Source organism: Rhizobium sp. CAU 1783 (assembly GCF_054551725.1).
This window is the reverse complement of the sequence record NZ_JBTOLM010000001.1, coordinates 1,063,130-1,078,113: the sequence shown is the minus strand read 5'-3', so window position 1 is coordinate 1,078,113 and position 14,984 is coordinate 1,063,130. Positions and strand designations below refer to the sequence as shown.

The 14,984-nt window shown below is 62.3% G+C and carries 16 protein-coding genes; 7 read left to right on the top strand and 9 right to left on the bottom strand.

Annotation, left to right across the window (positions count from 1 at the left end; genetic code table 11):
• Positions 1-15: 15 nt before the first annotated feature.
• Positions 16-714 carry a ribose-5-phosphate isomerase RpiA gene (gene rpiA / locus ACX93L_RS04940; RefSeq protein ID WP_459403794.1) on the bottom strand — a complete coding sequence of 233 codons (699 nt, stop codon included), beginning with the start codon at positions 712-714 and terminating at the stop codon, positions 16-18.
• A 158-nt stretch (positions 715-872) separates the two neighbouring features.
• Between rpiA and gph the strand changes: the two genes are divergently transcribed.
• Positions 873-1,547 carry a phosphoglycolate phosphatase gene (gene gph / locus ACX93L_RS04935; RefSeq protein WP_459403793.1) on the top strand — a complete coding sequence of 225 codons (675 nt, stop codon included), beginning with the start codon at positions 873-875 and terminating at the stop codon, positions 1,545-1,547.
• A gap of 54 nt (positions 1,548-1,601) precedes the next feature.
• Here the strand turns inward: gph and ACX93L_RS04930 are convergent, their stop codons facing one another.
• The 4 genes from ACX93L_RS04930 to ACX93L_RS04915 form a co-directional block, all read right to left on the bottom strand.
• Positions 1,602-3,449, bottom strand: a complete 1,848-nt coding sequence (locus ACX93L_RS04930) for a L,D-transpeptidase family protein (RefSeq protein WP_459403792.1) — start codon at positions 3,447-3,449, stop codon at positions 1,602-1,604.
• Positions 3,450-3,766: 317 nt separating this feature from the next.
• A complete protein-coding gene (locus ACX93L_RS04925; RefSeq protein WP_459403791.1) occupies positions 3,767-4,441 on the bottom strand; it encodes an aquaporin in 675 nt (224 codons plus the stop codon).
• A gap of 22 nt (positions 4,442-4,463) precedes the next feature.
• Entirely contained in the window at positions 4,464-4,961 is a 498-nt protein-coding gene (locus ACX93L_RS04920; protein WP_459403790.1) for an arsenate reductase ArsC, read from the bottom strand.
• Between the two features lie 10 nt (positions 4,962-4,971).
• Entirely contained in the window at positions 4,972-5,304 is a 333-nt protein-coding gene (locus ACX93L_RS04915; protein WP_459403789.1) for an ArsR/SmtB family transcription factor, read from the bottom strand.
• Between the two features lie 154 nt (positions 5,305-5,458).
• Here ACX93L_RS04915 and fumC point away from each other — a divergent pair, with 154 nt between their 5' ends.
• From fumC to ACX93L_RS04895, 4 genes are all read left to right on the top strand, one after another.
• Positions 5,459-6,850 carry a class II fumarate hydratase gene (fumC, locus tag ACX93L_RS04910; RefSeq protein ID WP_459403788.1) on the top strand — a complete coding sequence of 464 codons (1,392 nt, stop codon included), beginning with the start codon at positions 5,459-5,461 and terminating at the stop codon, positions 6,848-6,850.
• 104 nt (positions 6,851-6,954) lie between these two features.
• Complete coding sequence (locus ACX93L_RS04905) at positions 6,955-7,215, top strand: ribbon-helix-helix domain-containing protein (RefSeq protein ID WP_459403787.1); 261 nt, start codon at positions 6,955-6,957, stop codon at positions 7,213-7,215.
• A gap of 115 nt (positions 7,216-7,330) precedes the next feature.
• Positions 7,331-8,938: a fumarate hydratase gene (locus tag ACX93L_RS04900; protein ID WP_459403786.1), complete on the top strand. Its 1,608-nt coding sequence runs from the start codon at positions 7,331-7,333 to the stop codon at positions 8,936-8,938.
• Between the two features lie 224 nt (positions 8,939-9,162).
• A complete protein-coding gene (locus ACX93L_RS04895) occupies positions 9,163-10,230 on the top strand; it encodes a GGDEF domain-containing protein (RefSeq protein ID WP_459403785.1) in 1,068 nt (355 codons plus the stop codon).
• Positions 10,231-10,405: 175 nt separating this feature from the next.
• Here ACX93L_RS04895 and ACX93L_RS04890 read toward each other — a convergent pair whose 3' ends face one another.
• The 3 genes from ACX93L_RS04890 to ACX93L_RS04880 form a co-directional block, all read right to left on the bottom strand.
• Entirely contained in the window at positions 10,406-11,221 is an 816-nt protein-coding gene (locus tag ACX93L_RS04890; protein ID WP_459403784.1) for a M15 family metallopeptidase, read from the bottom strand.
• A 65-nt stretch (positions 11,222-11,286) separates the two neighbouring features.
• Complete coding sequence (locus ACX93L_RS04885; RefSeq protein WP_459403783.1) at positions 11,287-11,895, bottom strand: pyridoxamine 5'-phosphate oxidase family protein; 609 nt, start codon at positions 11,893-11,895, stop codon at positions 11,287-11,289.
• 49 nt (positions 11,896-11,944) lie between these two features.
• The gene (locus tag ACX93L_RS04880; RefSeq protein ID WP_459403782.1) at positions 11,945-12,883 is read right to left on the bottom strand and encodes an alpha/beta hydrolase; all 939 of its coding nucleotides are present in this window, start codon (positions 12,881-12,883) and stop codon (positions 11,945-11,947) included.
• A 47-nt stretch (positions 12,884-12,930) separates the two neighbouring features.
• Here ACX93L_RS04880 and ACX93L_RS04875 point away from each other — a divergent pair, with 47 nt between their 5' ends.
• On the top strand, positions 12,931-13,398 hold the full coding sequence (locus tag ACX93L_RS04875; protein WP_459403781.1) for a MarR family winged helix-turn-helix transcriptional regulator: 468 nt from the start codon (positions 12,931-12,933) through the stop codon (positions 13,396-13,398).
• Positions 13,399-13,412: 14 nt separating this feature from the next.
• Here ACX93L_RS04875 and ACX93L_RS04870 read toward each other — a convergent pair whose 3' ends face one another.
• A complete protein-coding gene (locus ACX93L_RS04870) occupies positions 13,413-13,778 on the bottom strand; it encodes a gamma-butyrobetaine hydroxylase family protein (protein WP_459403780.1) in 366 nt (121 codons plus the stop codon).
• 202 nt (positions 13,779-13,980) lie between these two features.
• Here ACX93L_RS04870 and moaA point away from each other — a divergent pair, with 202 nt between their 5' ends.
• Positions 13,981-14,970 carry a GTP 3',8-cyclase MoaA gene (moaA, locus tag ACX93L_RS04865; RefSeq protein WP_459403779.1) on the top strand — a complete coding sequence of 330 codons (990 nt, stop codon included), beginning with the start codon at positions 13,981-13,983 and terminating at the stop codon, positions 14,968-14,970.
• Positions 14,971-14,984: the final 14 nt, after the last annotated feature.

Here is a 14,984-nt window from a genome sequence, read left to right as displayed (position 1 = left end):
ATCCATTGCTCCTGTTTAGTTCTGTGCATGCATCACACGCGCACCCGCCGGACCGGCGATGATGGCGAGCGAGGCCAAGTTGATGAAAAGCCCGTGCTCGACCACACCGGGGATTGAATTGAGCGCGATCGCCAAGGCCTCTGCATCAGGAATGCGGCCAAAAGATGCGTCGAGAATGAGATGTCCACCGTCTGTCGTGAAGAGGCCGTCGCCCGACTCACGCAGCTTCATCTCGCCGGTCAGGCCAAGCCGTTCGGCGACCTTTTCCACGGCGATCCGCGTGGCCGCCTGGCCGAAGGGATTGATCTCGATCGGCAGGGGAAAACGGCCGAGCAGGTCGACGACCTTGCTCTCGTCGGCGATCACGATCATGCGTTCGGAGGCGGCCGCGACGATCTTCTCGCGCAGCAGTGCTCCACCACCACCCTTGATCAGGCGAAGCTTGGCATCGACTTCGTCGGCGCCGTCGATGGTCAGGTCGAGCTGCGGCAGTTCGTCGAGCGACTTCAGCGGCACCCCGAGTTCGAGGCAGAGGCGCGCAGTACGCTCCGAGGTGGGTACGCCTTCAACTTTGAGGCCTCCTGCCACCTTTTCGGCCAGCAGCCGGACGAACTCCTCCGCGGTAGAACCGGTGCCGATGCCGAGACGCATCCCATCTTCGACATGCTCCAAAGCCGCTGCTGCAGCCTTAATCTTCATTTCGCGGGCGTCCATGCGCCAAAAGCTCCTGTCCGTTTCGTCGTCGCCTGTTTACACGGCTCGCGGATCAAACGAAAGCCCCTTTGCGATACCCCTGTAGCGGTTGCCTTTTGCCGATCTTTCGCCTACCGCCGTTGGACGGCAACAAATTTCCCGACCGACGGAGACCACCCTTGACCGCTCCCACCATCGTCTTCGACCTCGACGGTACGCTCGTTGATACTGCGCCGGATCTCGTCGCCAGCCTCAACCACACGATCGCGGCGGCAGACCTCGCACCCGTCGGCTATGACGATCTGACATTTCTCGTCGGCCAGGGCGCCCGCGCGATGATCGCCCGCGCCTTCGCGCTGCGCGGCGCACCGCTCGCGGAAACCGAGATCCAGCCGCTCCTCGACCGGTTCATCGAGCACTACATGGCCGGCATGCCGGGAGACAGCCGGCCTTATCCAGGCCTCGTCGAAGCCCTCGACCGTTTGAAAGCCGCGGGCTTTCGCCTGGCCGTCTGCACCAACAAGATGGAATCCCTCGCCGTTCCGCTGGTCGAGAAGCTCGGTCTGGCACACCATTTCGCCGCAGTCGCCGGCGGAGACACCTTCGCGGTCAAGAAACCCGACCCGGGCCACCTGACGGCGACGATCGAAAAGGCCGGTGGCGACCCGCGCGTCGCGGTGATGATCGGCGACAGTGTCAACGACATCCTCGCCGCCCGCAATGCCGGCATCCCCTCCGTCGTGGTGCCCTTCGGCTATTCCGACGTGCCGGTCGCCGAGCTCGGCGCGGACCGCCAGATCGCCCACTTCGACGAACTGACCCCGGCATTTCTCAGCGACATGCTGCGGGCATGAAAAAAGGCGGGCCGCCAGGTCCGCCTTCTTCCACATCTATCGTGATCGCCGCGATCAGCTGCGCGGCGCACGCGCGTCGGTGATCGCCTTGAAGGCCTTGCGGGTATAGTCGTCGCGCCCGTAGACGTCGTCGAAATACTCGAGCTTCCCGTCCTTGTTCGGCCACGCCGTGAAGTAGGCGACATAGACCGGAAGCTTCTGCGGCACCTGCACGGCACGGTTCTGGCCGGAAGCAATCTGCTTGGAGATCTCCGCCGTCGTAGTGCCCATCACGGCCGCAGCCATCACGCGCGGCTCCGAAAGGCGCACGCAGCCATGGCTGAGCGCACGCATGTCGCGCTGGAAGAAGCTCTTCGAAGGCGTGTCGTGCATGTAGATCGAGTGGGCGTTCGGGAACAGGATCTTCAGATCGCCAAGCGCATTGTCGCTGCCCGGCGGCTGGCGCACGTCGACGCTGTGGGTCGTGTTCCAGTCGACCTGGCTCGACGAGACCTTGCGACCCTGGTAGCTCACCTCATAACCGAGACGATCGAGATAGGTCGGATCGGCCCTGAGCTTCGGCAGCATCTCGTTGACGATGATCGACTTCGGAACGCCCCAGTAGGGGTTGAACTCGACGGTCTCGATCTGGTCCTGGAAGAAGTAGGTCTGGTTCGACTTCGACCCGACCACGACCCGCATCGACAGCTGCTCGCGGCTTTCGTTGATGTAATAGGCGGTAAAGGCAGGCTGATTGATGAAGACGTAGCGCGAGCCGAGATCGTTCGGCAGCCAGCGCAGTTGTTCCATCGCGACGATCAGCTTCTCGATCTTCTCCGCATTGCTGTGGCCGGTCAGCGCACGGATGGTTGCCCGTCCGACGACACCGTCCGGTTTCAGGCCCTTCTCCTTCTGGAACGCCTCGACGACCGCAACCAGTTCCGGCGTATAGTCCGGCGTGCCGGCGTAGGCGGTCAGTACCGCGGAATGCTCGGTCTTCACCGCGTCGGAGGCCTGCGCCTTGATCGCGTTGATGATATTGGCGAGCTCCGGATTGCTCTGGCCGGGCTTCAGCAACGTGCCGTCCGCAATGCGGATCGCCGTCCCGGCTTCCGCCTCGGCAGCCCTCAGGCTTGCCAGCTCCGCCTTCATCGCCTGGAATTGGGCATTGTCCGGATCACGCGACCGCAGATAGGCGCCGACATCCGGGCTGAGCCGCACCATGTTGAGCACCGGCTTGAAGTTGACCGCCTTGCGTTTGAAGTCGTGATAGCCCGAGATCTTGTTGGGATCGACGCGGCCGCGCTCGGTATCGCCGACATAGGTCAGGACCTTGACCGACATGAGGAGCTCGAAACGGGCCAGTTCGCGCGACAGCTTGTCGGGATCGGCCGGATCGGCGGTCTCGTTCGGCAGGGCAATCGTGTAATCTTCGGGAGAGAGCCCAGAGGCGTCGACCGAACCGAAGGCGGCAAGCATCTGGCGGGCCCGTTCGGTCACGCCGGTTTCGCTGACCCAGATGAGCGGCTTGCCGTCCTTGTAATAGGCTTCGACGGCGCTCGCGATATCGTCGGGAGCACGGACACCGGCAACGGTGAGGAACCGGCGCAGCGGCGAGGCGTCCCCCGTCGGCGCAACCGCCGGATCGGCCGCCGGAACGACGATCGGCCGCGTGGCTTCGACCTTATAAGTGTAATAGCGCGGGCCGGAGACTTTCGGCAGCGGCTCGGGGTCGCCCATTTCCAGACCGCCCTGGGCCTGCGGCTCGATAATCGTGCTGATGCCGGGCTTCTTCTTCTGGGCACCGGGCCCGCCCCTCAAGAGATCGAGCAGCGTGGCGGACTGGGCAGTCTGAGGAAGGGCGCCGAGCGCCGTCACCGCGGCAAGCACTGCCGTCACCGCGATCTTGTTGTAGCTTTTCATTCTTGCTCTCGTTCCCGATGTGTCCTGTCGACGCGGTCGCCGCAAATCGGCGCGGCCTCTGTTGGCGCGGATCACTAGCCGATTGGCATATCATTGAAAAGTTGTCGCCGCTCGCCGGGACGCACAGCCGAATTTCAATTTTGCGTGAATCCGCAGGCGCCCGTCCTCGGACGCCTGCGGTGACTTTAATGAAAATATTCGCTAATTTTTCCTTAACCGCGAACAGCAGGCAGCCAGTCGGGAGGATTGCCCCCAGAGTTGAGCCGACGACTTTGCAGGGCAGCGTGCCAAATTTGACACGCCATTGGACCGGCAGGTCAGGATTTCTCGGACACCGTGTCCAGCAAGACGCGAGCGACGATCCAGGCCAGCATCATGCCCAGAAGCTGCGCCGCGACGAAAGGTGCGACATCGCCCGGGCGAATGCCGGCAAACGTGTTGGAGAAAGAGCGGGCCAGCGTCACCGCGGGATTGGCGAACGAGGTCGACGCCGTGAACCAGTAGGCTGCCGTGATGTAGAGCCCGACCGACACTGGGACGTGGTCGGGACGGAACCGGCGTGTCAGCAGAATGGTCGCGACCAACCCGAAGGTAGCGACAGTCTCAGAAAGCCATTGAGCGCCGCCGCTACGCACCTTTTCGGAGACCTGCCAGATGTCGAGATCGAACATCCCATGCGCCAGCCAGACGCCCGCGACGGCGGCAATCACCTGGACCAGGACGTAGAGGACGGCCTCACGCAGGGAGATCTCGCGCGCCAACAGCATGACGAGCGTCACCGCCGGATTGAAATGCGCCCCCGAGACCGGGCCGAGCATGGTGATCAGCACCACGAGCACGGCCCCGGTCGCCATGGTGTTGCCGAGGAGTGCGATCGCCACGTTGCCGCCCGACAGGGTTTCTCCCATGATGCCGGAACCGATCACCGTCGCAAGGAGTAACAGGGTCCCAAGCCCTTCGCCGAGGAGACGCGCCGTCAATGTCGATCGCATGTTTTCCGCCACCACTTCGCGCTCAGTTCTTCCGGCCGATATCGGATAGGCGCTGCTGCAGCGACAGCTTGTCGAGACTGGCAATCGGCAGATTGACGAAGATGGAGATGCGGTTGTTGAGCATGCGGAAGGCATCCGCGAACGCCAGCGCCTTTTCCGTCGCCGAACCTTCGACGGCTGCTGGGTCGGCCACTCCCCAATGCGCCGTCATCGGTTGACCGGGCCAGACTGGGCAGGACTCCGCCGCGGCGGAATCGCAAACCGTGAAGACGAAATCCATTTTCGGTGCACCCGCGACGGCAAACTCGTCCCAACTCTTGGAGCGCAGGCCGGATGTGTCATAGTTCGCCCGCTTCAGGAGTTCGATCGCCAGGGGATGAACCTCGCCCTTCGGATGCGACCCTGCGGAATAGGCGGTGAAACGCCCCTTGCCTTCGCGGTTGAGACAGGCCTCCGCAAGGATCGACCGGGCGGAATTCCCGGTGCAGAGGAAGAGAACGTTGAAATGATCCTGGGCCATGGTCAGTCCTTCAGCAACGACAGGTGATTTCTTCAAGGATAGGCCGGCAAATGTCGGGCGAACCGCCGCAACAATCTTCCAGCAGGAAAGCCATCAGGCCACGCATCGCCTCGAGGTCTGCGCGATAGCGGATGTGCCGACCTTCCCGCTCGCTGTCGACCAGCCCGGCATTGGCAAGAACCGTCAGGTTGGCCGACAGGGTATTGGCTCTAAAATTGAGGGCGGTCGCGATATCACCGGCGTTCATGCCCTCCGGCGCATTCCGCACCAGGAGCCGGAAGATGGCGAGACGGCCGTCATGGGCAAGCGCAGAAAGCGCATCGAGAGTCTGTTTCGTATCCATATTTCCAGAAATCATGAATAGTAGAAATTTTCAAGAGGTCAATTGGCCGCGAAATAACATGATATACCCAGTAAACTTTACATGGATTGCGGTTGCGCGCGGTCGATCGCGGACTAAATATTCTCTGGGCACGACAACTGAAAAGGCATGAACCATGACCAGCACCCGCACTGAGAGCGACACCTTCGGACCGATCGACGTGGCAGCCGACCGCTACTGGGGCGCGCAGGCGGAGCGTTCGCGCGGCAACTTCAAGATCGGCTGGGAAAAACAGCCGCTCGCGGTCGTGCGCGCCCTCGGCATCGTCAAGCAGGCTGCAGCCCGCGCCAACATGGCGCTCGGAGGCCTCGACCCGGCGCTCGGCGCGGTGATCGTCAAGGCGGCTCAGGAGGTGATCGACGGCAAGCTCGATGACCATTTTCCGCTGGTCGTATGGCAGACCGGTTCCGGCACCCAGTCGAACATGAACGCCAACGAGGTGATTTCCAACCGGGCGATCGAAATGCTCGGCGGCGTGATGGGATCGAAGAAGCCCGTCCACCCGAATGACCACGTCAACATGAGCCAGTCGTCGAACGACACCTATCCGACGGCCATGCACATCGCCTGCGCGGAGGAGATCGTCCGCCACTTGATTCCAAATCTGAAGCATCTGCACCAGACCCTTGACTCGAAAGCGAAAGCCTTCGCTCACATCATCAAGATCGGCCGCACGCACACCCAGGATGCGACACCGCTGACGCTTGGCCAGGAGTTCTCCGGCTATGCCGCGCAGGTCGCGTCCGCCATCCGGCGGATCGAACTGACGCTGCCGGGCCTCTATGAACTCGCCCAGGGCGGCACGGCCGTCGGAACCGGCCTCAATGCGCCGGTTGGCTTTGCTGAGAAGGTGGCCGAAGAGATTGCCGCCATCACCGGCCTGCCCTTCGTCACGGCCCCGAACAAGTTCGAGGCACTGGCCGCTCACGACGCGATGGTCTTCGCCCATGGCGCGATCAATGCCGCCGCGGCCGCTCTCTTCAAGATCGCCAACGACATCCGTTTCCTGGGGTCCGGTCCGCGTGCCGGTCTCGGCGAACTCGCCCTGCCGGAAAACGAACCCGGCTCGTCGATCATGCCCGGCAAGGTCAATCCGACCCAGTCCGAAGCCCTGACCCAGGTCTGCGCCCACATCTTCGGCAACAATGCCGCGATCACCTTTGCCGGCAGCCAGGGCCATTTCGAACTCAACGTCTACAATCCGATGATGGCCTACAATTTCCTGCAGTCGACGCAGTTGCTCGGCGACGCGGCCCGCTCCTTCGCCGACAATTGCGTGGTGGGCATCGAGGCTCGCGAGGACAACATCCGTAAGGGCGTCGAGAACTCGCTGATGCTGGTGACCGCCCTCAACACGCGCCTCGGCTATGACATCTGCGCCAAGATCGCCAAGACCGCCCACAAGAACGGCACGACGCTCCGCGAGGAAGCCGTCGGCGGAGGGTACCTGACCAATGAGGAGTTCGATGAATATGTGCGCCCGGAGCTGATGATTGGCCCGAAATGAGGACGCCCCTTAGCCGTCGTGCCTGTGGATGACCGGCCTGAAGCTGTGGATTAAGGCCGTGAGGCAGATTTATCGCTGTCTTCGCATAAGCTAATGTTCTCGCCATGCTTCAGGTCGCTCAACAACCACTGACGGTCTACCTCGATCCGGACACGGCAAGCCGGATCGAAGCGCTCGTCAGGAGCGGGCGCTACGCCAACGCCAGCCAGATCGTCCAGGAGGCTCTTGCCCAATGGCGATCCAACTGCGACCAGCACGAGTTCGAGCTCAAGCTCAAGAAAACCTACGAGACCGGCATGACGATAAGGGGCCGCGATCACGTCACGGCCGCGAGCTTCATGCGCTCGATGGGCGACATGGCCTGAGCGGACCGGCCCTGATACTGCCCCTGCTCCTTCCCCTTTAGGCTCATTGAAATTTAACTGCCGCCGCCGTAAACCACGGCCATCCGAAAACGTGCCTCCGAAAGGCTTTTGACTGATGGCCGCAGACCTTTTTCCTCTTGGCGAAGACAAGACACCCTACCGCAAGCTCACCTCGGACTACGTGTCGACCACGAACTTCAACGGCCAGGAAGTGCTGACCGTCGCTCCCGAAGGCCTGCGCCTGCTCGCCGAGACGGCATTCGCCGACATCAACCACCTCCTCCGCCCCGGCCATCTCAAGCAGCTCGCCTCGATCCTCGAGGATCCCGAAGCGACCGACAACGACCGTTTCGTCGCCTATGACCTCTTGAAGAACGCCAACATCGCGGCCGGCGGCATCCTGCCCATGTGCCAGGACACCGGCACCGCCATCATCATGGGCAAGAAGGGCCGCCGCGTCTGGACCGAAGGCGGCGACGAGGATTCGCTGGCCAAGGGCGTCATGGATGCCTACGAGCGCAAGAACCTGCGCTATTCCCAGCTCGCGCCGCTGAAGATGTTCGAGGAAAAGAACACCCGCAACAACCTTCCGGCCCAGATCGACCTCTACGAGGAAGGCGAGGACGCCTACAAGTTCCTGTTCATGGCCAAGGGCGGCGGCTCGGCCAACAAGACCTACCTGTTCCAGGGCACGCCTTCGCTGCTGACCCACGACCGCATGATCGACTTCCTCAAGGAGAAGATCCTGACGCTCGGTACCTCGGCCTGTCCCCCCTACCATCTGGCGATCGTCATCGGCGGCCTCTCGGCCGAGATGAACCTGAAGACGGTCAAGCTCGCCTCCGCCCGCTATCTCGACAGCCTGCCGACCGAGGGGTCCGAAAGCGGCCATGCCTTCCGCGACCTGGAGATGGAGAAGGAAATCCACAAGCTCACCCAGTCGCTCGGCGTCGGCGCCCAGTTCGGCGGGAAGTATTTCTGTCATGACGTGCGGGTCATCCGCCTGCCCCGTCACGGCGCATCGCTGCCGATCGGCCTCGGCGTCAGCTGTTCCGCCGACCGCCAGGCGCTCGGCAAGATCACCAAGGACGGCATCTACATCGAGCAGCTCGAAACCGATCCGTCCAAGTACATGCCGGAAATCGACGAGACTGCGCTGTCTTCCTCGGTCGTCAAGATCGACCTCAACCAGCCGATGAGCGCGATCCTCGCCGAACTGACCAAGCACCCGGTCAAGACGCGCCTGTCGCTGACCGGCACCATCATCGTCGCCCGCGACCTTGCGCATTCCAAGATCCGCGAGCGCCTGGAAAAGGGCGAAGGCATGCCCGAATACCTGAAGAACCACCCGGTCTATTATGCAGGTCCGGCCAAGACCCCGGCGGGCTATGCGTCAGGCTCCTTCGGCCCGACCACGGCCGGCCGCATGGACAGTTACGTCGACCAGTTCCAGTCCTTCGGCGGCTCGATGGTGATGCTCGCCAAGGGCAATCGCTCGCGTGCCGTGCGCGAAGCCTGCAAGAAGCATGGCGGCTTCTATCTCGGCTCCATCGGCGGCCCGGCAGCACGCCTGGCCCAGGACTGCATCAAGAAAGTCGAGGTCCTGGAATACCCGGAACTCGGCATGGAAGCCGTCTGGAAGATCGAAGTCGAAGACTTCCCCGCCTTTATCGTCACCGACGACAAGGGCAACGACTTCTTCCAGGAATTCAACCTGAGCTGAGCCGAAAAACGACCCGATCGACGACGGAGAAAGGCGACAATCCAATGCCGCCTTTCTCCGACGAACAGTATTCCATAGATAATTCATGGCGTTACAGGGCAAACGCACAGAAGATGAGAATATTTCCCAACGATTGTTCGGGCACGTGCATTAAACATTCCCAAATAATTTTGCTCTAATTAATCAAGAGGGTCATGGACCCAGACGCCAATTGGAGTTCGCCGATGAATACGGCACCGACACCGAAAGCCCAGGTCCCCGACATCGCGGCGCAGATCACCTACGCCATGCGGACCATGGGCGTTGCTCCGATCCCGCGCAATTACGAACTCTTCTACGAAGCCTATATCGGCTCCAATCCGACCCTGACCAAGGAGCTGGCAGCCCTCGGCAGCAAGGCCACCCAAGACGAACTCGACGAACTCGGCCGCCAGTATTTCGGCAACCACCAGAGCCAGGTCATTGAGAATGCCCACAGCAAGCTGATTGCCGAGCTTGACGGTCTCCTGCGCGTTCTCCAGCAGGAACAGACCTCGCTCGAAAGCTACAACAAGCTGCTCGGCGAAACCTACACCCGCATCAGCTCGAAGAGCCACACCAGCGCCGACATCCTGCGTAGCGCCATCAACATCCTGTCCGAAGCGACCGGCGACACCATGGCGCACGGCGAGAAGACGGTCGAGAAGGTCTCGCAGAAATCCCAGGAAATGGATCAGGTCCGCAAGGAACTGGACGAATACAAGCGCATCGCCAACACCGACTCGCTGACCCGCATCGCCAACCGCCGCGCCTTCGACGAGCGGCTTGCGGCCATCTATGATTCCGGCACCAGCGCCCCGCTCACCGGCCTCGTGCTGGCCGACATCGACAATTTCAAGAAGATCAACGACACCTACGGCCATCCGGTCGGCGACAAGATCCTCGCGACGGTTGCGACCGTCATCCGCGCCAACGTCCGCAAGGACTGCTTCGTCGCCCGCACCGGCGGCGAGGAATTCGCCGTGATCGTCGACGGAAACACGGCCGAGGAAGTCAACCAGATGTGCGAGCGCATTCGTACCGCGCTCGAGACGACGCCTTTCAAGAACTCGAAGACCGGCGTCAATTACGGCCCGATCACGCTTTCGCTCGGCTTCTGTATGGCCGGCGACGCGGAAGATCCGGGCGAACTCTATGCCAAGTCCGATATCGCGCTTTACTGCGCAAAGAATGCCGGCCGCAATCGCACCAAGATATACGAAGACGGCATGAAGAAGGACTTCACCAAGAGCTGGCTGATCTACAAGCGCTAGGGCCAAAGCTCAATCAGGACAGGCGTTCTGTTGGCACTCTAGCTGTTCCAGCAAAAGCCTGAACGGCGTGAAGACAGAGAGATAGAGCATTCAAGGCGACTGCGCTTTCGCCGGAAATGCTCTGGTTCTTCGGAGCACAACCGTTGGTCCGGCAATCTCCACTTTCTCGGATATCTTAGCGGCAGGCGGAAACACCGGCCGCCCTGGCAATCGCGACTAGTTCGGGGCGATACTCGAAATGCATGGTGTCATAGCGATACCAGCGCCCTCCCCAGATGAAGCCGAACCGCTCGAACGCCTCCACGATGGCCATCGGGATGCGGTTCGAGTGGGCAGGAACATGTCCCGGCTTGCCTCCCGACCAGACCCAATAGTCGGCATATTCCGTATTGAGATCGATGGCCGCGCCGAAGCTGTGCACCGACATGTTCGGCGCCTTCGCGACCTTGCGCCAGTTGAACGTACCCGCACTCGGAGAAACGTATTTCCCCACCCCGGGAATCGATTTCAGGGCCTCGCGGACCTGCCCGAGCGCAATATCCGCCCTTTGCCGCCTTGTCATCCGGACCACCGTTCCGAACCAATCGACATTGACGAGGGAACGCTCGACCTCCCTGGCAGACGCGCCGTAGAGACGCATCATCAACGGGTCGCTGCGTATGCGGCCAGGGTCGAAATTGACGGACGGCTTCGTTTCGCAGGCACCGACAGGATAATCCTGGGACAGGCTGTCCTCGACGTCTCCGGCGCCCAACTTGGCGAAATGGTCCTTCACCTGCCCGTCGTCGCTGAGGAGCGGAGCCCCGCCATCCCGGAAGACAAGCCGGCCATCCTCGATGCCGGCAGTTGTCTCCGGATAGGAGGCGACCAGAAGCGCAAGCTTCTGGTCTATCCTGAGTTCTCCCCCACGCGCCACGCCGACGCATGAGCAAAGAACTGTCAGAACCGCGACTGCGATCACGTTGAAATGTGTGTTGCCTGCCGTACCCATGGACCAACGCTGGCACAGCCGTTCAAGGGCGGCAAGGCCTTGGCACTGCTGCGAAACGCTTCGGCCTACCACATGGTCTTTGCGGCGCGTTCCGGCCATTCCCGATCATAGGTGGCCTTGTCGAAATCAGCCTTTGCCGCCTGCAGAAGATCTCCGGGAGTCGGCAGATCCTTCGGATCGACAAAATTGTCCGGGTTCCACAGGTCGGACCGGATGAGTGCGCGGGCGCACTGGAAATACACCTCATCGATCGTCACCAGCACAACGCTGCGCGGATGCTTGCCATCCATCTCGAAGCTCGCGAGCAGTGCCGGATTGACGGACACGACCGCCTTGCCGTTGACCCGCATCGCAGTGTTGGAACCGGGCACGAGGAACATCAGCGCGACACGCGGATCGCGCACGATGTTCATCAGCGAATCGATGCGATTGTTGCCACGCCAGTCGGGAAGCGCGAGCGTGCGCTCGTCCTCGATCTGAACCACGGACCCCCGGTCGCCGCGCGGCGAGCAGTCCAGCCCTTCCGGGCCGACGGTGGCGAGAGCGACGAAAGGAGAGGCCTCGATCATCAGCCGATACTCCGCCGTCAGCGCCGGCGTCACCTTGACCAGCGAGGCTTCGGTCACCCCCTGATAGATTTCCCGGAGCTGCTCGGGGCTGCGGATGATCGACATGCCGGTTCCTTCCTGTTGATGACCTGCGGCGCTCTACCGCAGGACGATATCAGAAGGATGACACGTTGCGCAGGCGGTCCGGGCCGTCAACCCGGGCAGCATTGGGTTCGCGAACCAGAAACGCCGCGACCTCGGCAATCACCTCCGGCGCACTGACGATCCGCCGATGCCCCTGCCCGTTCGCCCAATGGTGGCGGATATGGTCGCCGACGCCCCGGTAGCGCCGTGCATGTTTGGCGCCGACTTCCTTGTCGTCCTCGGCATGAACGACCAGAAGCGGCCGTGCCAGGCGTCTTGCGATCGGCACCCCGTCGAGCGCCTTGATACCGCAGCCGATCACACGCTCCGCATGGGCGGCCATCAAGCGCCGCACCTCGGGCGACAGGCCGACCATTCGCGAAAACCCGTCGAACACGTCCTCGATCTCCGAAGGCGAACCGATGACCGCCATGCGATCCGCCGCGAAGGCTGCGACACCCGGAAAGGCACCTCCCGATGCGGTCATCAGCGCGGCACCGCCGAAGGAGTGCCCGACGGCACCGTCGAACGGGCCGAACCGTTCTTCCACACGCGCGAATGCCCTCGCGGCAAGCAGCATGTCGAGACGGCGTCCGGCGGAGCGACCGTGCCCGGGCAGGTCGACAACCACCACCTCGGCGCCCGCCTCCCGCAGGCCGACCGCGAGTTCGGCCAGATACTCCGCACGCGAACCCCATCCATGAATGACAAGGATGCGCGGCGCCGAGCAATCGGGCGACAGGAGACGCTGCACCCCGACCTTCTCCGCACCCCTGCCGACAGTGAGCTTCTCCGCCTGGGACAGCAGCAGTGCACCCGAGGCGAAGGCGGATTTTGCCTTCCCGCCCTTCGGCCGGCGGGAAGGCGTCCGGCAGAAAAGCGCCCAGGCGGCGCGGCTCGCAACGGATGGCGACAGACTGGTCAGGGCGGAGAAACCGAATCGGGTGACCTTCGCGGCAAAGGATGGCATAGTCGGATTCCTATTTAATGTTCAATGATGAACAATAAAGTACAACGATGAACAAAAATCAAGCCCTGCCCTGGGACCATCCGCGTTTCAAGAGCTGGATCTCCGTCGGACGTGCCTGCCAGTTGATGCAGCAGGCGCTGACACGTGCGCTGACGTCGCTCGACATCAAGCCACCGCATCTCGACATCCTGGTGAACCTCTACCGCTTCGAGGGGATCTCGCAGCAGGAACTCGCCCGCAAGCTGCTCGTCGGCCGCTCGAACATGAGCATGCTGCTTCCGCAGATGGAAAAGCGCGGCCTGATCGAGCGGCGTGCCGATGCACGCGACAAGCGGATCCTTCGCCTGTTCCTGACCGAGAATGGCCGTGAGCTGACCCTCCGGGCCATGGCCATCCAGACCGAGCTGATCGAGCGCACCCTCTCGGCGACCCCGATCGAGGATTGCCTGCTGATGGCGACCAACATGGAAAAGCTGATCGCCCGACTGCAAAGCGAAGAGGCGACGGAGGACTGAAAGTCTAGGGCCGGTCAGCGCCGCCCGTCGCGGCTCAGGCCCTTTTCCGCCAGTTCGCGTTCATAGTCGGCGAATTTTGCCTCGCCGGTCTCCCCGAGTTCCCGAAGATAGTTCCAGGTAAAGATGCCTGTGTCATGACCATCGTCGAAGCCGATGCGGACGGCATAGTTTCCGGTCGGCACCACGGCAGCAATGGCCACATTGCGCTTGCCCGGCACGGTCACCTTCTGGCCCGGCCCGTGGCCCTGCACTTCGGCCGAGGGAGAAAGCACCCGCAGCATCTCCGCCGGAAGAGCTGCAACCACCCCGTCGTTGAAGGTGACCGACAGCGTTCGACGGTCCTTCGATACCTTCAATTCACTCGGCCAGAAATCGCTCATCGTCTTCCCCTGTCGTCTCACGCGCCGAGAGTTAGGCCCGCGCCTTGTGCAGCGCAAGACATTTTGCCGGGCGATCCGGCGCCCGATTGCTTGACGCGTGGGGCCACTGTGACCATTTTAGTGAAAAGTGGGAGGCTCAATTTTGACTTTCAACGCCGGGCCATGGCGAGACGCCGAGAGACTCGCACACAGTGACGCACCGATGGTCGACCCGTTCGGCCGCACGGTCAGCTATCTGCGTGTATCCGTCACCGACCGCTGCGATTTCCGCTGCACCTACTGCATGGCGGAAAACATGACGTTCCTCCCGAAGAAGGACCTGCTTAACCTCGAGGAACTGGATCGCCTGTGTTCCGCCTTCATCGCCAAGGGTGTGAAGAAGCTGCGCCTGACCGGCGGCGAACCGCTGGTGCGCAAGAACATCATGTTTCTCGTCCGCAACCTTTCGCGCCATCTTCAGTCGGGGGCGCTGGAAGAACTGACGCTGACGACCAACGGATCACAGCTCTCGCGTTTTGCCTCAGAGCTCGCCGATTGCGGGGTCCGGCGGATCAACGTGTCCCTCGACACGCTCGACCCCGACAAGTTCCGGACGATCACGCGATGGGGCGAATTCGACAAGGTGATGGAAGGCATCCGCGCGGCCCAGGACGCCGGTATCCGCGTCAAGCTCAATGCCGTGGCGCTCAAGGATTTCAACGAGCACGAGATCCCCGAGCTCCTGCGCTATGCCCATGCCAACGGCATGGACCTCACCCTGATCGAGACCATGCCCATGGGCGAAACTGGCGAGGATCGCACCGATCAGTATCTTCCGCTGTCCACGGTGCGCGAACGCCTCGAACAGACGTTCACCCTTGCCGACATCCCGCTTTCGACCGGCGGCCCCGCCCGTTATGTCGAGGTGAAGGAAACCGGCGGCAGGCTCGGCTTCATCACGCCGATGACACATAACTTCTGTGAAAGCTGCAACCGCGTCCGCCTGACCTGCACCGGCACGCTCTACATGTGCCTCGGCCAGGACGATGCGGCCGACCTCAGGACTGCCTTGCGGGCATCCGATGACGACGCCTATCTCTCGTCGGCGATCGACGAAGCCATCGCGCGCAAGCCCAAGGGCCATGATTTCATCATCGACCGCGCCCACCGCCGTCCGGCGGTGGCACGCCACATGAGCGTGACCGGCGGCTGACGCCGGCCCTCACC

Excerpts from the sequence above, each read along its gene's own strand:
- rpiA (WP_459403794.1), bottom strand. The coding sequence starts at position 714 with ATGGACGCCCGCGAAATGAAGATTAAGGCTGCAGCAGCGGCTTTGGAG.
- ACX93L_RS04930 (WP_459403792.1), bottom strand. The coding sequence starts at position 3,449 with ATGAAAAGCTACAACAAGATCGCGGTGACGGCAGTGCTTGCCGCGGTG.
- ACX93L_RS04925 (WP_459403791.1), bottom strand. The coding sequence starts at position 4,441 with ATGCGATCGACATTGACGGCGCGTCTCCTCGGCGAAGGGCTTGGGACC.
- ACX93L_RS04920 (WP_459403790.1), bottom strand. The coding sequence starts at position 4,961 with ATGGCCCAGGATCATTTCAACGTTCTCTTCCTCTGCACCGGGAATTCC.
- ACX93L_RS04915 (WP_459403789.1), bottom strand. The coding sequence starts at position 5,304 with ATGGATACGAAACAGACTCTCGATGCGCTTTCTGCGCTTGCCCATGAC.
- fumC (WP_459403788.1), top strand. The coding sequence starts at position 5,459 with ATGACCAGCACCCGCACTGAGAGCGACACCTTCGGACCGATCGACGTG.
- ACX93L_RS04905 (WP_459403787.1), top strand. The coding sequence starts at position 6,955 with ATGCTTCAGGTCGCTCAACAACCACTGACGGTCTACCTCGATCCGGAC.
- ACX93L_RS04900 (WP_459403786.1), top strand. The coding sequence starts at position 7,331 with ATGGCCGCAGACCTTTTTCCTCTTGGCGAAGACAAGACACCCTACCGC.
- ACX93L_RS04895 (WP_459403785.1), top strand. The coding sequence starts at position 9,163 with ATGAATACGGCACCGACACCGAAAGCCCAGGTCCCCGACATCGCGGCG.
- ACX93L_RS04890 (WP_459403784.1), bottom strand. The coding sequence starts at position 11,221 with ATGGGTACGGCAGGCAACACACATTTCAACGTGATCGCAGTCGCGGTT.
- ACX93L_RS04885 (WP_459403783.1), bottom strand. The coding sequence starts at position 11,895 with ATGTCGATCATCCGCAGCCCCGAGCAGCTCCGGGAAATCTATCAGGGG.
- ACX93L_RS04880 (WP_459403782.1), bottom strand. The coding sequence starts at position 12,883 with ATGCCATCCTTTGCCGCGAAGGTCACCCGATTCGGTTTCTCCGCCCTG.
- ACX93L_RS04875 (WP_459403781.1), top strand. The coding sequence starts at position 12,931 with ATGAACAAAAATCAAGCCCTGCCCTGGGACCATCCGCGTTTCAAGAGC.
- ACX93L_RS04870 (WP_459403780.1), bottom strand. The coding sequence starts at position 13,778 with ATGAGCGATTTCTGGCCGAGTGAATTGAAGGTATCGAAGGACCGTCGA.
- moaA (WP_459403779.1), top strand. The coding sequence starts at position 13,981 with ATGGTCGACCCGTTCGGCCGCACGGTCAGCTATCTGCGTGTATCCGTC.